16 protein-coding genes and 1 tRNA gene are annotated in these 16,037 nt (G+C 69.2%); 12 read left to right on the top strand and 5 right to left on the bottom strand.

Features of this window, described 5'->3' with window-relative positions; translation table 11 throughout:
- Positions 1-51: 51 nt before the first annotated feature.
- Positions 52-1,062, bottom strand: a complete 1,011-nt coding sequence (locus AB0J86_RS10925; RefSeq protein WP_363855764.1) for an LLM class flavin-dependent oxidoreductase — start codon at positions 1,060-1,062, stop codon at positions 52-54.
- 287 nt (positions 1,063-1,349) lie between these two features.
- Positions 1,350-2,366, bottom strand: a complete 1,017-nt coding sequence (locus AB0J86_RS10930; RefSeq protein WP_363855766.1) for an Ig-like domain-containing protein — start codon at positions 2,364-2,366, stop codon at positions 1,350-1,352.
- Here AB0J86_RS10930 and AB0J86_RS10935 point away from each other — a divergent pair.
- Positions 2,278-2,493 (top strand): hypothetical protein, encoded by a 216-nt coding sequence (locus AB0J86_RS10935; protein ID WP_363855813.1) that lies wholly within the window; start codon positions 2,278-2,280, stop codon positions 2,491-2,493. The genes AB0J86_RS10930 and AB0J86_RS10935 overlap by 89 nt on opposite strands.
- Before the next feature lie 386 nt (positions 2,494-2,879).
- On the opposite strand, the gene AB0J86_RS10940 is transcribed toward AB0J86_RS10935, so the two are convergent.
- Positions 2,880-3,254 carry a helix-turn-helix domain-containing protein gene (locus AB0J86_RS10940; protein ID WP_363855768.1) on the bottom strand — a complete coding sequence of 125 codons (375 nt, stop codon included), beginning with the start codon at positions 3,252-3,254 and terminating at the stop codon, positions 2,880-2,882.
- Positions 3,255-4,183: 929 nt separating this feature from the next.
- Between AB0J86_RS10940 and AB0J86_RS10945 the strand changes: the two genes are divergently transcribed.
- Both AB0J86_RS10945 and AB0J86_RS10950 read left to right on the top strand, forming a co-directional pair.
- Positions 4,184-4,672, top strand: a complete 489-nt coding sequence (locus AB0J86_RS10945) for a pyridoxamine 5'-phosphate oxidase family protein (RefSeq protein ID WP_363855770.1) — start codon at positions 4,184-4,186, stop codon at positions 4,670-4,672.
- Between the two features lie 173 nt (positions 4,673-4,845).
- On the top strand, positions 4,846-6,291 hold the full coding sequence (locus AB0J86_RS10950) for an MFS transporter (protein WP_363855772.1): 1,446 nt from the start codon (positions 4,846-4,848) through the stop codon (positions 6,289-6,291).
- 171 nt (positions 6,292-6,462) lie between these two features.
- Here AB0J86_RS10950 and AB0J86_RS10955 read toward each other — a convergent pair whose 3' ends face one another.
- Together AB0J86_RS10955 and AB0J86_RS10960 are read right to left on the bottom strand one after the other, a co-directional pair.
- Entirely contained in the window at positions 6,463-7,212 is a 750-nt protein-coding gene (locus AB0J86_RS10955; RefSeq protein ID WP_363855774.1) for a transcriptional regulator, read from the bottom strand.
- A 36-nt stretch (positions 7,213-7,248) separates the two neighbouring features.
- A tRNA-Leu gene (locus tag AB0J86_RS10960) sits at positions 7,249-7,332 on the bottom strand.
- 95 nt (positions 7,333-7,427) lie between these two features.
- On the opposite strand from AB0J86_RS10960, the gene AB0J86_RS10965 reads away from it, so the two are divergent.
- The 9 genes from AB0J86_RS10965 (at position 7,428) to AB0J86_RS11005 (ending at position 15,913) form a co-directional block, all read left to right on the top strand.
- Positions 7,428-8,036 carry a response regulator gene (locus AB0J86_RS10965; RefSeq protein ID WP_363855776.1) on the top strand — a complete coding sequence of 203 codons (609 nt, stop codon included), beginning with the start codon at positions 7,428-7,430 and terminating at the stop codon, positions 8,034-8,036.
- Between the two features lie 201 nt (positions 8,037-8,237).
- The gene (locus tag AB0J86_RS10970) at positions 8,238-9,395 is read left to right on the top strand and encodes a branched-chain amino acid ABC transporter substrate-binding protein (protein ID WP_363855778.1); all 1,158 of its coding nucleotides are present in this window, start codon (positions 8,238-8,240) and stop codon (positions 9,393-9,395) included.
- 96 nt (positions 9,396-9,491) lie between these two features.
- Complete coding sequence (locus AB0J86_RS10975; RefSeq protein ID WP_363855780.1) at positions 9,492-10,442, top strand: branched-chain amino acid ABC transporter permease; 951 nt, start codon at positions 9,492-9,494, stop codon at positions 10,440-10,442.
- Between the two features lie 59 nt (positions 10,443-10,501).
- The gene (locus AB0J86_RS10980) at positions 10,502-11,566 is read left to right on the top strand and encodes a branched-chain amino acid ABC transporter permease (protein WP_363855808.1); all 1,065 of its coding nucleotides are present in this window, start codon (positions 10,502-10,504) and stop codon (positions 11,564-11,566) included.
- On the top strand, positions 11,559-12,479 hold the full coding sequence (locus AB0J86_RS10985; protein ID WP_363855782.1) for an ABC transporter ATP-binding protein: 921 nt from the start codon (positions 11,559-11,561) through the stop codon (positions 12,477-12,479). The genes AB0J86_RS10980 and AB0J86_RS10985 overlap by 8 nt, the downstream gene beginning before the upstream one ends.
- On the top strand, positions 12,469-13,179 hold the full coding sequence (locus AB0J86_RS10990; protein ID WP_363855784.1) for an ABC transporter ATP-binding protein: 711 nt from the start codon (positions 12,469-12,471) through the stop codon (positions 13,177-13,179). Before AB0J86_RS10985 ends, AB0J86_RS10990 begins: the two co-directional genes overlap by 11 nt.
- Before the next feature lie 34 nt (positions 13,180-13,213).
- Positions 13,214-14,125 carry an ABC transporter substrate-binding protein gene (locus AB0J86_RS10995; RefSeq protein WP_363855786.1) on the top strand — a complete coding sequence of 304 codons (912 nt, stop codon included), beginning with the start codon at positions 13,214-13,216 and terminating at the stop codon, positions 14,123-14,125.
- Position 14,126: 1 nt separating this feature from the next.
- On the top strand, positions 14,127-15,107 hold the full coding sequence (locus AB0J86_RS11000; RefSeq protein WP_363855788.1) for an amino acid ABC transporter permease: 981 nt from the start codon (positions 14,127-14,129) through the stop codon (positions 15,105-15,107).
- 53 nt (positions 15,108-15,160) lie between these two features.
- Complete coding sequence (locus tag AB0J86_RS11005) at positions 15,161-15,913, top strand: amino acid ABC transporter ATP-binding protein (RefSeq protein WP_363855810.1); 753 nt, start codon at positions 15,161-15,163, stop codon at positions 15,911-15,913.
- The last annotated feature ends 124 nt before the right edge of the window (positions 15,914-16,037 follow it).

Consider the following 16,037-nt stretch of genomic DNA (forward strand, 5'->3'; position numbering starts at 1 on the left):
AAGATCGTGTTTCGGGAAGTTACGGAATGTGGTCGGCGTCACGCCGAGTGATCACACCTCGCGGCGCAGCCCGCCCGCGACCTTCTCGGCGATGAGCTCGTAGGAGCGGATCCGGTCCGCACTGTCGTAGATCATGTTGGTCAGCATCAGCTCGTCGGCCTCGGTGCTGGCCAGCAGCGCCGCCAACTGGCCGCGTACGGTCTCCGGCGAGCCGAGCGCCTGCCCGTGCCGCCGCTGCAGCACGAACTCCCGCTCCAGCTCCGTGTACGGGTAGGCGGCGGCCTCCTCGGGCGAGACCAACGGCTCCGGACGGCCGCTGCGCAGCTTGAGAAAAGAGAGCCCGGCCGGCCCGGCCAGCCACTCGGCCCGCTCGTCGGTCTCGGCGCAGACGGCGTTGACGGCGACCATCGCGTACGGCCGGTCCAGCCACCGCGACGGGCGGAAGTGCTGCCGGTAGAGGGCGAGCGCCGGCAGGGTGTTGGCCGAGCTGAAGTGGTGCGCGAACGAGAACGGCAGGCCGAGCAGACCGGCGAGCTGCGCGCTGAACCCGCTGGAACCGAGCAGCCACACGTCCGGCTTGTCGCCCCGGCCCGGGCTGGCGGTGATCGGGTGCGGGCGCTCGCCCGTGAAGTAGTTGATCAGGTCGGCGAGCTCCTGCGGAAAGTTCTCGGCCGAGAGCCCCTCGACCGTACGGCGCAGCGCCAGCGCGGTCGCCTGGTCGGTACCGGGCGCGCGCCCGATGCCGAGGTCGATCCGGCCCGGGTGCAACGCCTCCAGGGTGCCGAACTGCTCGGCCACCACCAGCGGCGCGTGGTTCGGCAGCATCACGCCGCCCGAGCCGAGCCGGATGGTCGAGGTGTGCGCCGCCAGGTGGGCGATGAGCACGGCCGGCGCGGAGCTGGCGATCGCGGGCATGTTGTGGTGCTCGGCCACCCAGAACCGGCGGTAGCCCAGCTCCTCCGTGCGCCGGGCGAGTTCCGTCGTGTACTGCAGGGCCTCGCCGACGCGGGCGCCGGCGGCGACCGGTGCGAGGTCGAGCACGGAAAGCGGTACGTCAATCACAGGGCACACCCACCGAATCCGACCGGGAACAGCTTCCCGGGCTCTCGTTTACTGCCTCAATCGTTAAGCAAATCAACGATATCCCTCCCGCCGGCGCCCGGCCCGGGGGTGGTACCCGCCCGCTGGGCCCGGTACGCGAACGGCCGCCGCCGGCCCCGCGACGTGGCGCGGGACCGGCGGCGGCCGGTACGGGAATGGTGGCGGCGATCACCACCGGGCAGCGGTGGTCATCACCGGGCAGCGGTGGTCATCACCGGGCAGCGGTGGTCATCACGGGGCGGCGACGGTCACCACTTCTCCCAGGGAATCGTCCAGTCCCCGCCCACCCCGTCGGTGAGGGCCATCTTGCGGGGCGTGTTCCGTACGTCCACCACGTCGCCCAACTGGAAGTTGTCGAAGAACCAGCGGGCGTTGGCCGGGCCGACGTTGATGCAGCCGTGCGAGGTGTTGGCCCGCCCCTGCGAGCCGATGTTCCAGTCGGCCATGTGCACGAACTCGCCCGAGTAGGTGATCCGGCAGCAGAGCTTGATGACCTCGTCGTAGTAGTTCGGGTCGTTCGGGTTCGTGACGCCGTAGCTGGAGGAGGTCATCCGGTGACTCTGCTCCTTGGTCATCACCACGTGCACGCCCGAGCGGGTCCAGTAGTTGACGTCCTGGCCCCGGTCGCCCTTGACGATGCCGCCCTTGCCCATGCTGATCGGCATGTCCTTGACCAGCTTGCCGTCGATGTAGATCTTCATGCGGTGGGTCTTCGCGTCCGCGATGGCGATCCGGGAGGGCCCGATGGTGAAGTGCGTGCTCGCGCTCGACCCGTAGACGCCGCCGCCCAGCTCGGTACCGGCGAGGTCCACCTTGACGCTGATCTTCGTACCGGAGGCCCAGTACTTCGCCGGGCGCCAGTGCGCGGTGCGCTTGTCGATCCAGCGCCAGCGCCCCTCGACCGCGGGCGAGGTGCTCACCTCCATGGCCTTCTCGGCCACCTCGCGGTTCTTCACGTCCTTGCTGAACGCGACGATGACCGGCTGTCCCACCCCGTACGTGCCGCCGGTCTTCAGGCCGGTGAGCGCGTTGGCCTGGAACGTCACCTTGGCCACCGAGGCCGGCTTCAGGGTGGTGAACTGGCTCGTCTTCTCGACCACCGCCCCCGAGGCGTCCGCCGCGGTCACCGCCACCTGGTACGTCTTGCCGTAGGCGAGCGTGCCGGCGGAGCGCCAGGTGCGCTCGTCGCTCATGCTGCCGGAAACCCGCTGGCTCCCCGTGGTCACCGACACGGACTTCAGCGTCCCGTTGGCGACCGTGACCACGACCTGCTCGCGTGGCGCGACGCTCTTCGCGTCGGCGGCCGGCGTGATCGTGATTTCCGTGCCACCCGCCGTCGGGCTGGAACCGGGCGCGGCGCCGGGCTCCGACCAGCTGACGTTGGATGGCTGATCCTTCGTCGGGCCGCTACACGCGGCCGTAGCCAGCCCCGCCGCGACTCCGACGCCGGTGGCAACGATTCTTCTCCGAGTGACCATCGCGTTCCTCCCGGCGGAATGCTACTGGCGCCGGGCCCGCCGGGGTGCCCTGCCCGCGCGTGGGCGCGCGGGAAAGTCTTTGTGGCGCACGGTTGCTGGCCGCCCGGGGAAGATTTCGCGCCCGATCGGCTGTCAACCGGAACGCGTGCCGGCAACCAACCGGAACGCGTGCCGTTCGCCCGCCGCGACGACGTCGCGCCGGGGAGACGGGCCGGCGTCGGCGCGGGGACGGCTCGGCGCGCGGAGGCGGCTTGGCGCGGGCCGGCCCAGCTCGCGGACCGGCTCAGCTCGCGGGCCGGCTCAGCTCGCGGACCGGCTCAGCTCGCCGCTCGGGGCGTACGCGCAGGTGCCCGCGGTCTCGGTCCGCTGCATGTGGGTGGCACCCCAGTCGGCCAGCGGCGCCAGCGCGTCGTTGAGCGAGGCGCCGAGGGGGGTCAGCGAGTACTCGACCCGCGCCGGGACCTCGTCGAACATCTGGCGCCGCACGATCTCGTTGGCCTCCATCTCCCGGAGGTGCTGGATCAGCACCTTCTCGCTGATGCCGGGGACGAGGCGCCGCAATTCACCGAACCGCCGGGGCTGTGGGGCGAGCGTCCAGATAATCAGAACCTTCCATTTGCCGCCGATAATGTCCACCGCGGCGTCCAGTCCGCAGACGTACTGTCTCACCTTCATGATCTGATTCCCCTCACTCGGAGGTGGGTGCTGACCTTTTGGTCGGTACCTGTACGGACTGCGGGGTGCGGGCCGCGGCGGGCCGAGCATGTCCTTGTGGCGGCATCGGAGTCTCGTGTTGCTCTTGAGGATGCCGGGCGTCGGCGCGTGCCAAGGTCACCCCCCGCACACCGTAGCAAAATCACGGCGGTCAAATCGACCGCAGCTCAAAGGCGCGACCCTTGCCCCGACCCGCTCAAGATCCAGATCCAGATCCTCAAGCGGTACCACGACGTCACCGTCACCGTCACCGGCTCCGCGGTCCACGGCATCCTCGTCCGGTCGGGTCTCAACCGACCCCCTGCCGCCCGGCGCCACCGGCGGCGCGAAAAGCGCTGCAAACGCTACGAGAAGCAACTCCCCGGCAATCCGGCGCGATCGGATCCGGAATTCGCCGCGGCCCGGCAGGCGCCCGGAACGCTGGGCGGGTGGGCGGAAAGTCGCGCCCGGTTGAATGGCGCGTCGAATAGAGCCGGCGAATTCGTGCGACGGCGGCCCCGACGGTGTTCCGCCGGTCGCACGGAATCGCCGGCCGACAACCGGTACCTGTGCCCAGGGACCGCTGTGACCGATGGCCTCCGGTGAGCCGATTGCCGCTGACTTCCAGGTAAGCACTTACCTTTTTGTAGGTACTTGATCACGGTGCGTTGTCGTGTGAGCCTGGGGACGGCCGCCCGCAGCGCAATCGCTGACCCGCCGGTGTCCGTCAATGCCCGTCGGCATCTATCACGCAAGGGGAGCTGTGGACAGTCCGGTCCGGCCCGGGCGGCCTTTTCACCAGTAACAACGGCCCGCGCGGTCCATCGCGCTCACTTTCGGGCCGCGGCGCGGTCGTCGCGCCCGGCACCCGGGGTGAACGCGGTGGCCGCGCCGGCGGACAGGACGACGACATGGCGCAGAAGGTCGACAAGTTCTCGGTGATCGAGGACAGGTTCTTCGAGTACATCCAGGGCATCAAGTACTGCTCGCTGATCACGGTGGACAAGAAGGGGCGCCCCCGGGCCCGGGTGCTCCTACCGATCTGGGAAGTGGTCGACGGGCAGCCGGTCGGGTGGCTCGCCGCGTACCGGACGCCGGTGAAGGTGGCCCACCTCGCGCGCAATCCCCACGTCACGTGCTCCTACTGGGACCACAGCCAGAACGCCGTCTTCGTCGACAGCGTCGCCGGGTGGGTGGAGGACCCCGACGTGAAGCGGGAGGTGTGGGACCTCTACCGCAAGGGGTCGCCGCCGGGTGTCGGCTACGACCCGCGACGGTACTGGCGCGGCGGCCCGACCGACCCGGAGTACGGCCTGCTGCGCATGGACGCGTGGCGGGTCCAGGTGCTGCGGGGCACCGACCTGGCCAGCAGGATCTGGCAGGCCGACGGTACCGCCTGACCCGCGCGTCGGGGGCGAGGAACCGTACGGCGGTCGCCCGCGGCACGGGCACGTCCGCGGCACGGGCTAGCCCGCGAACTCGGGCACGCCCGCGAACTCGGGCGCGAACGGAATCGAGAACTCATCGCCAGGGGTCGGCGCTCGCCGGGCCGCGTGACCAGGAGGTCAGGAGAATGGAACAGCAAGGGGTGGCCCAGAGCGCACCCGCCACCACACCGACAGAGCGGCCCGCGCTCGATCCGCTCCGCTGGAAGGCGCTCGCGCTGCTCTGCACGGCGTTCTTCATGGTGCAGCTCGACGCGCAGATCGTCCTGCTGGCGCTACCGTCGATCCAGGAGGAGCTGCGGCTCTCGCCGGCCAGCGCGCAGTGGGTGATGAGTTCCTACCTGCTCACCTTCGGCGGTCTGCTGCTGCTCGGCGGCCGGGCGGCCGACCTGCTCGGCCGGCGCCGGATGTTCGTGATCGGCATGGCGCTCTTCCTGGTCGCCTCGCTGGTCGCGGGGATCGCCTGGTCCGGTGCGCCGCTGCTGGTCGGCCGGGTCGGGCAGGGCCTGTCGGCGGCGATCATCGCACCGACCGCGCTCTCGATCCTGATGACCACCTTCGAGGACGGCAAGGAGCTCAACCGGGCGCTCGCCATTTGGGCCGCCAACGGCGCCGGCGGGGCGATGGCCGCTTTGCTGATCGGTGGGCCCGTCAACGACCTGCTCGGCTGGGAGTGGATCTTCTTCATCAACATCCCGGTCGCCGCGCTCGTGCTGATCCTGGCGCCGAGGCTGCTGCGGGAGAGCATCAGCCCCGGCCAGCGACGCACGTTCGACGCCGGCGGCGCGATCACCATCACCCTGGCGATGGTGCTCTTCATCTACGCGGTCGTCGAGGCGCCGACGGCCGGCTGGGCCAGCGGCCAGACGGTCGGGCTCCTGCTCGGCGTGGCCGTGCTCGTCGCCCTCTTCGTCGTCATCGAGAAGCGGGCGGCGGCCCCGCTGGTACCGCTGGGGATCTTCCGCAACCGCAACCTGGTGGGCGGCAACCTGGTGATGCTGCTGATCGGCATGGTGACCTTCGGCGCGGTGCTGGTCATCTCCCTGTACGCCCAGGGCGTGCTCCGGTACACGGCGCTCGCGTTCGGACTGAGCACGGTGATCTACACGGTGATGTCGGTCGCCGGCTCACAGAGCGGCGCGGTCATCGTGCCCAAGCTCGGGTACCGGAACGTGTCGCTGGTCGCGACGCTCCTGATGGGCATCGCGATGGCGCTGCTCACGCGGGTCTCCGTCGACGGCACCTACCTCGGCGACCTCTTCTGGGGTCTGCTGATCTTCGGATTCGGGCTGGGCCTCGGCTTCGTCGCGGTCTCGATCGCCGCCCTCACGGGCGTCAACCCGGGCGAGGCCGGCCTCGCCTCGGGCATCAACAGCGCCGCGTTCCAGTTGGGTGGCGCGCTGGGCGTGGCGGTGGTCTCCGCCGTGACCGTGTCCAACACGGTGGGAACCGGTCCCGAGGAGCTGACCGAGGGCTATCAGGCGGGCTTCGTCGCGCTCGTCATCCTGGCCGCGGTCAGCGTCGTCGCCGCGCTCGTGCTCTTCAAACCACCCAGGGCCGCCGTCGAGAGCTGATGCTCCCCGTCGTCCGCTCAGCCGGGACACGGCCGAAAAGGCGGGGCCACCGGAGTCGCGGCGGCTCGACCGACGGCTCGACCCGCTCGTGTCTGCTCTGCCGCCGAGGGCGGGGTTGTCGCCGCCCCGCCGGGCGAGGAGGCGGCGGAGGCAGCCCCGAAGCGGCTCGGGTCAGGACTTCGGGCCGACGTGCCGGTCGAGCGCGAGCACCGCGTCGCGCCGGGCGACCGAGAGCGAGTCCGGTCGGTTCATCCGCCACTCGATCCCCAGCAGATCCAGCGCCCACCGGCACAGGCCGAGGATGTCCGAGGACTCGTTCACGAAGAGGTAGCGCGGATAGACATAGAACCGGCTGCCGCGACGGACGGGGTTGGCGATCCGGCAGCCGTCGGAGTGGAAGAGCCCGCGTACGAAGTGACCGGCGTGCGCCGAGACGATCTCCCGCTGCCAGTCGGCGAGGACGATCGGGCGCTCGTGCTTGCGCCCCGGCCCGTGCTGCGGCAGCAGGCATGGCCAGTGCTTGCCGTAGCTCTGCACGCCGACGCAGCCCTTATTCGCTATCCGCTGGACGCTGTTGGCGAGGACGGCGCGCATCGCCTGCTCGCAGGCGTCGAGCAGTCCGGGCCAGGTGCTGGTGCGGTAGATGCGCAGTACCGGCACCTTGGCGTTGGTGACCAGATGGCCGTCGCCCAGGTAGAGCCCGAGGAGATAGCTGTAGCTCGCCGGATCTTCGGGGCTGACCGCCTCGGGCCGGCACCGGAAGCAGCGGTTGACGGTCCCGACCATGATCGGTTCCGGCCGGTCGTGACACCAGTGCCACACGGTCGGATAGGGGAGCTGGAACTGCCGGGCGATCGCGGCGACCGACTTCCCGTTCAGGAACTCCTGCCGGGCCTGGTGTCGTACCTCCGGTGGGTGCACCACTCAAGCTTCGAACGGCTGTACGACAATTTGAGGTGCCGGGAGCGGGACTTGAACCCGCACGCCCTTTCGGGCAGATGCTTTTGAGGCATCCGAGTCTGCCGATTCCTCCATCCCGGCTCCGCCAACCCGGCGGGTGTGGCCCACTGTACCCGACTAGGCTCATGCGGCAGCATGGGTGGTGCTGTTCGAGGAACAAGTGGGGGTAAGGGTTCGTGGCCGAGACGCAGGCGGAGATCGAGCGCAGGCGGGTGCTGATCGCCGAGGACGAGGCGCTCATCCGCCTGGATCTGGCGGAGATGCTCGTCGAGGAGGGCTACGACGTGGTCGGCGAGGCCGCCGACGGCGAGACGGCGGTACGGCTGGCCGAGGAGGTCAAGCCGGACCTGGTCATCCTCGACATCAAGATGCCGATCATGGATGGTCTCGCGGCGGCCGAGCGGATCGCCGGCAACCGGATCGCCCCGGTGATCATCTTGACCGCCTTCAGCCAGCGCGACCTGGTGGAGCGGGCGCGGGCCGCCGGCGCGATGGCGTACCTGGTGAAGCCCTTCCAGAAGAGCGACCTGGTGCCGGCGATCGAGATCGCCCTCTCCCGCTACTCCGAGATCTCCGCGCTGGAGGCGGAGGTGGCCGGGCTGACCGACCGGCTGGAGATCCGCAAGATCGTCGAGCGGGCCAAGGGCGCGCTCATGACGACGTACGGGATGACCGAGCCGCAGGCGTTCAAATGGATCCAACGGACGGCGATGGACCACCGGATGACCATGCGTGAGGTGGCCGAACGGATCCTCACCGAGACGGCCGGAGAGAGCGCGGGGTAACCGCGTCTTACAGCTCTGTCCACCGAGTCGCCACGCCGTGTAACGGTTCGGTCAACGGGCTCTCCCGGGTCTATCCCACGACCTTGCTGGTGGGATAACGTCCCGGCCCAGATTGGGTTTGACGTCAGTTTGGTCGCGCCCGGGTGGCCGTTGTCGGGTTCGGGTGGGGCTGGGCGATCGGTTGGAGAGGGAGTCCGTGCCTTGAGGCAGACGCTCGTACGTGTGGTGGGCGGCGTGGTGATGTCAGCGCTCGCCTTCGGCGGCGCCACCGCGTGCAAGTCCGACAGTGGCAGCGACAGCGCTGCCGGTGGGGACTGCGGTTACAAGATCGCTTTCTTCGGCGCGCTCAGCGGCGGCAACGCCCAGCTGGGTATCAACATCCGGGACGGCGCGAAGCTGGCGGTTGACCAGTACAACGAGAAGAACAAGGACTGCGCGGTCACGCTGGTCGAGAAGGACTCGGCGGGCAGCCCGGACCAGGCGCCCCCGCTGGCGCAGTCGCTGATCCAGGACACCAAGATCCTCGGTGTCGTCGGACCGGCGTTCTCGGGCGAGTCCAAGGTCGCCGACCCGATCCTCAGCGAGGCCGGCGTTGTGATCATCACCCCGTCGGCGACGAACCCGGCGCTGGCGACGAACGGCTGGAAGACCTTCCACCGCGGGCTCGGCAACGACGCCTCGCAGGGCCCGGCCGCGGCGGCGTACATCAAGAACGAGTTCAAGGCGACCAAGGCGTTCGTGATCGACGACGCGTCGGAGTACGGCAAGGGCCTCTCCGACCAGGTCAAGAGCACGCTGGGCTCGCTGGTGGTCGGCTCGGCCGTCGTCAAGGAGCAGCAGACCGACTTCTCCGCGGTGGTGCAGCAGATCAAGTCCGTCCAGGCGGACGCGGTCTTCTTCGGCGGCTACGTCCGGGAGGCGGCGCCGTTCCTCAAGCAGCTGCGCGAGTCGGGCAGCCAGGCCAAGTTCATCGCCGGTGACGGCGTGAAGGAGGAGGTCCTGGTGACGGGCGCCGGCGCGGCGAACGCCGAGGGCGCGATCCTCACCTGCCCCTGCATGCCGGGTGAGAAGGCCAAGGGCACCTTCGCGGCCGACTACCAGAAGGCGACCGGCCGGGCGCCGAACACCTACAGCGCGGAGTCCTTCGACGCGGCGAACATCCTGCTGAACGGCATCAAGGCCGGCAACACCACGCGCGAGAAGCTCAACGACTTCGTCAACAAGTACGAGGGCGAGGGCGTGACCACGAACTTCAAGTTCCAGCCGAACGGGGAGCTGGACCCGAAGTCGGTCCAGATCTGGGCCTACAAGGTCCAGGGCGGCAAGATCGTGGCGGACAAGGAGATCGAGCAGGGCTGACCTGAGCGGTCGGTCAGCAGTCCGTACCGGATCGTGCGGCCGGGAGGAGCATTCTCCCGGCCGCACGAACCATATCTGCCTCGTTGGAGTTTCCCCTTGAACTTCAGTTTCGTCGGCGACAACTTCCTGTCGCTGACCGTCACAGGCCTCACCCAGGGGGCCATCTACGCACTGGTGGCCCTGGGTTACACCCTGGTCTACGGTGTCCTTCGTCTGATCAACTTCGCCCACTCGGAAGTCTTCATGGTGGGCACGTTCACCACGGCCGTGGTCTGGACCGCGCTCGGGTACGGCGTGAACGACCCGGCGCCGGGGGCGCTGGGCGTGGTGCTGCTCGTCGTGGTGGCGATGCTGGCGGCGGGGGCCGCCTCGGGCGCCACGGGGCTGGTGGTCGAGCGGGTCGCCTACCGTACGCTGCGCAAGCGCAACGCGCCGAGCCTGATCTTCCTGATCAGCGCGATCGGCGCCTCGGTGGCGCTCTTCGAGACCATGGGTGCGCTCACCGACCGCCAGCCGCGCGGCATACCGGTGCTGCTCAAGGTGAAGGAGGTCTTCTCGCTCTTCGGTGCGAGCGTGACGAACCTCCAGATCGTCATCATCGTCAGCGCGCTGGCGATGATGGTCCTGTTGGACCTGTTCATCAACAAGACCCGGTTGGGGCGCGGCGTGCGGGCCGTCGCCCAGAACCCGGACGTCGCGGCGTTGATGGGGGTCAACAAGGACCGCGTGATCATGCTGATCTTCGTGATCGGCGGCATCATGGCGGGCTTCGCCTCGGTCCTCTACGACATCAAGGTGGGCACCACCACGTACACGGTGGGCTTCCTCATCGGGATCAAGGCCTTCACCGCCGCGGTCCTCGGCGGCATCGGCAACCTGCGCGGCGCGCTGCTCGGCGGCCTGCTGCTGGGTGTGGTCGAGAATCTCGGCGCCGGTCTGTTCGGTAACGAGTGGATGGACGTGGTCGCGTTCATCGTGCTGGTGGTCGTCCTGCTGTTCCGCCCGAACGGGCTGCTCGGCGAGTCGTTGGGGAGGGCTCGGGCATGAACGCGGTCATCAGTAAGGTGCGCCAGGCCGACGAGGGTCGGGTCCGGGCCGTGACCGGGCTGCGGTCGCGCTGGTCGAACCTGCCGAAGCCCTGGCGGTTCGCCGTCGTCGCGGCCTTCGTGATCCTGCTCTACTCGCTGCCGGGGCTGGAGCTGCCGATCATCTCCACTCCGGACACCGACTTCAACTCCGTGCTCTTCCTCTGCGCCGTCTACGTGCTGGTGGCGGTCGGGCTCAACGTGGTGATCGGGCTCGCGGGCCTGCTGGACCTGGGCTACATCGGGTTCTACGCGGTCGGTGCGTACACGGTGGCGATCCTGGGTTCGCCGAACTCGCCGGTGGTGCAGAAGTTCCCGTGGATCGTCTGCGTCCCGATCGCGATCGCGTTCACGATGGTCTCCGGGGTGATCCTGGGCTGGCCGACGCTGCGGCTGCGCGGCGACTACCTGGCGATCGTGACGCTCGGCTTCGGTGAGATCATCCGGGTCTTCGCGCTGAACTCCACGATCACCAACGGCAACCGGGGCATCAGCGCGGTGCCGTCGCCGGGTGGTGACTGGCCGAGCTGGATGAGCTGGTTCCCGGGGATCGACGCCGGCACGAAGATATTCAGCATCACCAACGTGATCGGCTTCTACTGGCTCGCCCTCACCATCGTGATCATCTGCATGCTCGGCGTGCGGCGGCTGGAGAACAGCCGGGTCGGCCGCTCCTGGCTGGCGATCCGGGAGGACGAGGACGCCGCCGAGATCATGGGTGTGCCGACGTTCAAGTACAAGCTCTGGGCGTTCGCGATCGGCGCCGCGCTCGGGGGCCTCTCCGGGGCGCTCTTCTTCAGCAAGCAGACCTTCATCAACTCGCAGAGCTTCGACCTGTTCACGTCGATCCTCTGGGTGGCGGCGGTGGTGATCGGCGGTGCCGGCAACCAGCTCGGTGTCGCGCTCGGCGCGGTGCTGCTGGCGTACCTGCCGGAGCGGTTCCGGGAGTTCGCCGACTACCGGCTGCTGGCCTTCGGGATCGCGCTGATCGTGATGACCTCGTTCCGGCCGCAGGGTCTGATTCCCAGCAACCGGCGCAGCAGCGAGCTGAAGGACCGGGCCAAGGAGGTGACGGTCGGTGAGTGAGCAGACCGTGCCCGCGCAGCGGCGCCCGGAGCGGGAGCCGCTGCTGGAGGTGGACAAGGTCACGCTGCGGTTCGGTGGCGTGGTGGCGCTCGACGGGGTCGACTTCACCCTCTACAAGGGGGAGATCCTCGGTCTGATCGGCCCGAACGGGGCCGGGAAGACGACCGCCTTCAACGCCATGACCGGGGTCTACAAGCCCAGCGAGGGCGAGATCCGGTTCGCCGGCCGGAAGATCAGCGGCAAGAAGCGGTACGAGATCACGCGGCTCGGCATCGCCCGTACGTTCCAGAACATCCGGCTCTTCCCGGAGATGACGGCGCTGGAGAACGTGCTGGTCGGCGCGGACGCCCGGCACAAGACGAGTGTGCTCGGCGCGCTGTTGCGGCTGTACCGGGTCCGGGTCAAGCCGCACGAGCTGGTCCAGGTGACGGCGCCGGGCGGGCCGGCCCGGGTCGTCCAGCAGCTGCGGCTGTTCGGGCAGCGGGTCTTCGGGGTGTCGCGGCACACGCTGGAGGAGCGGGCCGCCCGGCGGAAGGCGGAGGAGCTGCTGGCCTTCGTCGGGGTCGGGCACCGCCGCGACGAGTTGGCGCGCAACCTCTCGTACGGGGAGCAGCGCCGGCTGGAGATCGCCCGGGCGCTCGCCACCGAGCCGGCGCTGCTCTGCCTCGACGAGCCGGCGGCCGGCTTCAACCCGGCGGAGAAGGAGAGCCTGCTCCAGCTGATCCGGCGGATCCGGGACAACGGGGTGACGGTGCTGCTGATCGAGCACGACATGCGGCTGGTCATGGGCGTCACCGACCGGATCGTGGTGCTGGAGTTCGGAAAGAAGATCGCCGAGGGCGCGCCGGCCGAGGTGCGGGAGGACCCGAAGGTGATCGCGGCGTACCTGGGGGAGCCGGCCGATGCTGCTTGAGTTGCGGGGCGTCAGCCTCTTCTACAACCGGATCCAGGCGCTGCACGAGATCAGCCTCGAGGTCGATCAGGGCGAGGTGGTCGCCCTGATCGGGGCCAACGGCGCCGGCAAGACCACCACAATGCGGGCGATCTCCGGGCTGCGTCCGATCGGCGCCGGGGCGATCCACTTCGACGGGCAGGACATCAGCCGGCTCCGGCCGGACAAGCGGGTGATCCGCGGGCTCTGCCAGTCGCCGGAGGGCCGGGGGATCTTCCCGGGCATGACGGTGCTGGAGAACCTGGAGATGGGGGCGTACACCCGCCGGGACCGGGCGGGCGTGGCCAGCGACCTGAACCGGATCTTCGAGCTCTTCCCGCGGCTGGCCGAGCGGCGCCGGCAGGCGGCCGGCACCATGTCCGGCGGCGAGCAGCAGATGCTCGCGGTCGGCCGGGCGCTGATGAGCAAGCCGAAGCTCCTGCTCCTCGACGAGCCGTCGATGGGGCTCGCGCCGATGCTCATCCAGCAGATCTTCGCGATCATCAAGGAGATCAACCAGCAGGGTATGACCGTTCTCGTGGTGGAACAGAACGCCCAGCAGGCGCTGAAGATCGCACACCGTGCGTACGTGTTGGAGACCGGCCGGATCGTCAAGAGCGGTACCGGTGACGAGCTGCTGCACGATCCCGCCGTCAAAGAGGCTTACCTGGGCGTGGCCTAACCTGAGGCTTGCTCGGTTTTGGGAGGAGCACTTTATGTTCAACATCAATAAGAGCGGCCGGCGGGCCGTGCTCGGCGTTGCCGGCGCGGCGCTGCTGAGCCTCTCGCTCGCCGCGTGCGGCGAGGAGGAGCCCGCCGGCGACACCCCGGGTGCCGGCCCGTCCGTCACCGCGGCGGCGGACTCGGCGCTGGCGGCGAAGGTGCCGGACGCGATCAAGTCGGACGGCAAGATCGTCGTGGGCACCGACTCGACGTACGCCCCGGCCGAGTTCCTCGACCCGGACGGCAAGACGGTGATCGGCTTCGACGTGGAGCTCTTCACCGCCGTGGCGGCCAAGCTCGGCCTCAAGGCGGAGTTCGTCTCGGCGAACTTCGGCGACATCATCACCGGCGTCAACTCGGGCAAGTACGAGGTCGGGGTCTCGTCGTTCACCATCAACGACGAGCGCAAGGCCCAGGCCAACATGGTCAGCTACTACCAGGTCGGCACCCAGTGGGTGACCAAGACGGGCAACCCGGGCGGCATCGCGATCGACAACGCCTGCGGCAAGAAGATCGCCGTGCAGAAGGACACCGTCCAGGTCGAGGACATCACGGCCCGGTCGAAGAAGTGCACCGACGGCGGCAAGCCGGCGATCACCGTCGACCAGTTCCCCGGTCAGGACGCCGCCACGGCCGCGGTCGTCTCCGGCAAGGACGACGCCATGCTCGCCGACTACCCGGTCGGCGCGTACGCGGTGACCCAGTCCAACGGCCAGCTCGACCTGCTCGACAAGATGTACGACGCGGCGCCGTACGGCTACGTGGTGGCCAAGGACCAGACGGCCTTCGCCGAGGCGGTACGGGACGCGACCAAGGCCCTGATCACCGACGGCTCGTACAAGACGGTGCTGGACAAGTGGAAGGTGGCCGACGGGGCGATCACCGATCCGGCCGTCAACCCGTGACATGACCGCTCAAGAGGAAACGACCGTACGGGCGCGGCCTGAACCGATCAAGGCCGTGCCCGTGCGGCACCCCGGCCGCTGGGTGACGATCGCCGTGCTCGCGGTGCTCGCCGCCATGTTCGTGCACGTGCTGTTGACGAACAAGGCGTTCCAGTGGTCGTTCATGGTCAACCACATGTTCCGGCCGCCGATCATCGAGGGCCTGCTCAAGGGCACCGTGGCGATCACGGTCAGCGCGATGCTGATCGGCGTGACGCTGGGCGTGGTGGTCGCGATCATGCGGCTCTCGCCCAACCCGATCCTGCGTACCGTCTCCTGGCTCTACACCTGGTTCTTCCGGGCGGTGCCGCGGCTGGTGCTGCTCGCGGTCTTCGGCAACATCGGCATCCTGTGGAGCCGGATCGAGTTCGGGGTGCCGTTCGACACGAGGATCGGCCGCCTCTTCGGCATCGACGACCTGCAGCTGCGGTTCTTCGGCTTCACCGCGCGGGACGTGCTCGCCGGCTTCACCGCCGGCCTGATCGGGCTGGCGCTCTCCGAGGCCGCCTACATGGCCGAGATCGTCCGCGCAGGGATCCAGTCGGTCGACCCCGGGCAGGCCGAGGCCGCCGGGGCACTGGGCATGACCCGGAGCCAGACGCTGCGCCGGGTGGTGCTCCCGCAGGCCATGCGGATGATCATCCCGCCGACCGGCAACGAGACCATCGCGATGCTCAAGGACACCTCGCTGCTGCTGTACGTGCCGGTGAGCATGGAGCTGTTCTTCCAGCTCGACGCGGTCGGCAAGCGGACGTTCCAGATCTTCCCGATGTACGTCGCCGCCTGCCTCTGGTACCTCTTCCTGACCAGCATCCTGCTGGTCGGCCAGCACTTCCTGGAACGGCACTTCGGCAAGGGGTACGGCAACACCACCCAGCGGGCCCGGGTCCGGCTGCGGACCCTCGCGGCCGAGCAGGGCGGCGGCGGGGGAGGCGGACGGTGAACGTGACGAAGGTTCCGGCGCAGGCCGGGGCTCCGGCCACCGAGGCCGGGACGATGGTGTACGCGGAGAACGTGCACAAGTCCTTCGGGCACCTGGAGGTGCTGCGCGGCGTCGACCTGACCGTACGGGCCGGCGAGGTCTGCTGCGTGCTCGGCCCCTCCGGCTCGGGCAAGTCGACGTTCCTGCGCTGCATCAACCACCTCGAAAAGATCAACGCGGGCCGGATCTGGGTCGACGGGGAGCTGGTCGGCTACCGCGAGCGCGGCGGCAAGCTGCACGAGCTGCGGGAGAAGGAGGTCGCCGCCCAGCGCCGCTCGATCGGCATGGTGTTCCAGCGGTTCAACCTCTTCCCGCACATGACCGCCCTGGAGAACGTGGTCGAGGCGCCGGTACGGGTCCGCCGCGAGCCGCGGGCGGCCGTCCGGGAACGGGGTGCCGAGCTGCTCGCCCGGGTCGGGCTGAGCGACAAGCTGGGCAGCTACCCGTCCCAGCTCTCCGGCGGTCAGCAGCAGCGGGTGGCGATCGCCCGGGCGCTGGCCATGCGGCCGAAGGTGATGCTCTTCGACGAGCCCACCAGCGCGCTGGACCCGGAGCTGGTCGGCGAGGTCCTCGACGTGATGAAGGACCTGGCCCGGGACGGGATGACCATGATCGTCGTCACGCACGAGATCGGGTTCGCGCGTGAGGTGGGCGACTCGCTCGTCTTCATGGACGGCGGGGTCGTGGTCGAGTCCGGTGCGCCCCGGGACGTGATCGGCAACCCCCAGCACGAGCGGACGCGGGCGTTTCTCGCGAAGGTCCTGTAGTTCTCTCCCGGTCGCGGGGCCGCGCGCCTGTTGCGGTGCGCGGTGGTTGCGCTTTGGGGGTGGGGCCCGCCGTACCCCGCGAAGCCCGTCAGGCTTGATGTCTTCGCGTGGCACGGCGGGCCCC

Source organism: Micromonospora sp. NPDC049559 (genome assembly GCF_040676675.1).
Classification (GTDB): domain Bacteria; phylum Actinomycetota; class Actinomycetes; order Mycobacteriales; family Micromonosporaceae; genus JBFAPK01.